The sequence below is a fragment of the Tahibacter caeni genome (assembly GCF_024609805.1).
Lineage (GTDB): Bacteria > Pseudomonadota > Gammaproteobacteria > Xanthomonadales > Rhodanobacteraceae > Tahibacter > Tahibacter caeni.
Genome location: NZ_JANFVR010000498.1, coordinates 1 through 2,443, shown reverse-complemented (window position 1 = coordinate 2,443; position 2,443 = coordinate 1). Strand labels below are relative to the sequence as shown.

2 protein-coding genes are annotated in these 2,443 nt (G+C 71.5%); one reads left to right on the top strand and one right to left on the bottom strand.

The window, feature by feature from the left end; translation table 11 throughout:
- Positions 1 to 150 precede the first annotated feature (150 nt).
- Positions 151 to 1,137, bottom strand: a complete 987-nt coding sequence (locus NON22_RS23080) for an aldo/keto reductase (protein WP_257389335.1) — start codon at positions 1,135 to 1,137, stop codon at positions 151 to 153.
- Between the two features lie 179 nt (positions 1,138 to 1,316).
- On the opposite strand from NON22_RS23080, the gene NON22_RS23075 reads away from it, so the two are divergent.
- A complete protein-coding gene (locus NON22_RS23075) occupies positions 1,317 to 2,255 on the top strand; it encodes an AraC family transcriptional regulator (protein WP_257389334.1) in 939 nt (312 codons plus the stop codon).
- Positions 2,256 to 2,443 lie beyond the last annotated feature (188 nt).

Here is a 2,443-nt window from a genome sequence, read left to right as displayed (position 1 = left end):
CGGCGGCGGGACGGCGGCGCCGGGAAGGCCGCCGGCTCCCCCGGCCTGCACGTGGGCTGGATGAGCTGCAGGCGAACCCGACGCCACCGTGCCGGCGCTGCGACGAACCGCCGGAGCGGCGCGGCGATGCTCACCGCCGCGCCGTGGCTCTCACGCGTTCACGGCCGCCATGCTCGCGGCGGGATAGCGCATGCCCGAGACCGCGTGGCTGCCGAGGACGTCGGCGATGGACTGCAATTCGGCGCGGCTCAGCACGAGGCGCGTCGCGGCGATGTTCTCGTCGAGCCGGCTGGTCTTGCGCGTGCCCGGGATCGGCACGATGTCCTCGCCCTGGTGCAGCAGCCAGGCCAGCGCGAGCTGGGCCGGCGTGCAGCCGCGCTGTTGCGCGATCGCCGCGACGGCCTCGACGAGGCGGCGGTTCGTCGCGATGTGCTCGTCCTGGAAACGCGGCGAGTTGCGCCGGTAGTCGTCGGGCGCGAGCACGTCGGTCGTCGGGATCGCGCCGGTCAGGAAGCCGCGGCCCAGCGGGCTGTAGGCGACGAAGCCGATGCCGAGCTCGCGGCAGGCCGGCAGCACCTCCTGCTCGACGTCGCGCGTCCACAGCGAATACTCGCTCTGCAGCGCGGCGATCGCATGCACGCCGCTCGCGCGGCGCAAGGTGTTCGCGTTGGCTTCCGACAGCCCGAGATAGCGCACCTTGCCGGCTTCGACCAGGCGCGCCATCGCGCCGACGGTTTCCTCGATCGGCACCTTCGGATCGACGCGGTGCTGGTAGTAGAGATCGATGTGCTCGACGCCGAGCCGGTGCAGGCTCGCGTCGCAGGCCGCGGCGACGTAGGCGGGGCTGCCGTCGATGCCGAGGAACGCGCCGTCGGCCGCGCGCACGTTGCCGAACTTCGTGGCGAGCACGACGTCGTCGCGGCGCCGGCGCAGGATTTTGGCCAGCAGCTCCTCGTTGCGGCCGACGCCGTACATGTCGGCCGTATCGAGGAAATTCACGCCGCGGTCGAGCGCGTGCTCGAGCACGGCGAGATTCTGCGCCTCGTCGCTGGGGCCGTAGAAATCCGACATGCCCATGCAGCCCAGGCCCAGTGCGGAAACGACGAGCCCGTCGCGGCCGAGAGTGCGCTTCGCGATTGCGGTAGTCATGGCAAGCTCCTGCGGGAAGGGGATGGCTAGCCTAGTCCCCGCGGCGCCGCGCCAGCTCGCCCAAAGTTGCGCCAAACTTGCCCGATCCTGCAAATCCCTGGATGAGTGCGTCGTGCGCGCGCGAGCCGGCGCGCATAATCGCCGCCGTCGCCATTGCGGGGAAAACCATGTCCGAGGCCGCCAACCTGACTTCGTTCGCACCGTTCGACGGCCTGGCGCCGCAGCGCGAGCTGGCCGCTCGAATTGCCCGATTGGTACCCGGCGACGGCGTGCATCCGAGCGCGATCGAAGCCTTGAGCCTGATCCAGGCCTCGGCGCCTTCGCAGCCCTGCGCCGCGGTCTACCAGCCCAGCCTCTGCGTCGTCGTGCAGGGCAGCAAGCAGGCGCTGCTCGGCGACGAAGTGTTCGTCTACGACGCACTGAACTACCTCGTGGTCTCGGTCACCTTGCCGGTGATAGGACAGATCCTGACCGCCACACCGGCGCAGCCCTATCTGTGCCTGCGCATCAATCTCGACCTGCGCATGCTCGGCGAGCTCGTGCTGCAGGTGCCGACGGCGCCGCCGCGGCCGTCGGACCGCGCGCTGTTCCTCGCGCGCACCGAGCTGCCGCTGCTCGACGCGCTGCTGCGCCTCGTGCGCCTGCTCGACACGCCGCAGGAGATCCCGGTCATCGCGCCGCTGATCCTGCGCGAGATCAGCTACCGCGCGCTCGGCGGCGATCTCGGCCACCGGCTGCGCGATCTCGTCGTCGCCGACGGCGGCGGCCAGCGTATCGGCCGCGCGATCGACCTGCTCAAGGCGCGCTATGCGGAAACCCTGCGCATCGAGGAACTCGCCGAGGCCGCGCATCTGAGCGTGTCGGCGCTGCATCACCGCTTCAAGGCCGTCACGAGCCTGTCACCGCTGCAGTTCCAGAAGAGCCTGCGCCTGCACGAGGCGCGCCGGCTCATGCTCAGCGAAGGCGTGGAAGCCGCCGTCGCCGCGCACCGCGTCGGCTACGAAAGCGCTTCGCAGTTCAGCCGCGAATACCGCCGTCTGTTCGGCGCGCCGCCGCGGCGCGAGATCGTCGCGCTGCGTGCGCAGCCGCGCGCGGCCGCCGATTGAGGCCTTCCTTGAAAGCGCGGCCACGGTCGCCGCATAGTCCGCGCCACCTGCCGGAGGCCCGCTCATGGACAAGCCGCAACCCGCTCCCTCGCGCGTCCTGCTCGTCGGCGCCGCCGGCACCCTCGGGCGCGCCGTCGCCGCCGAACTCGCGCCGCGCCACGACCTCCTGAGCGCCGGCCGCGCCAGCG

Bases quoted from the DNA above. Each gene is read 5' to 3' on its own strand.
- NON22_RS23075 (WP_257389334.1), top strand. From the start codon at position 1,317: ATGTCCGAGGCCGCCAACCTGACTTCGTTCGCACCGTTCGACGGCCTG.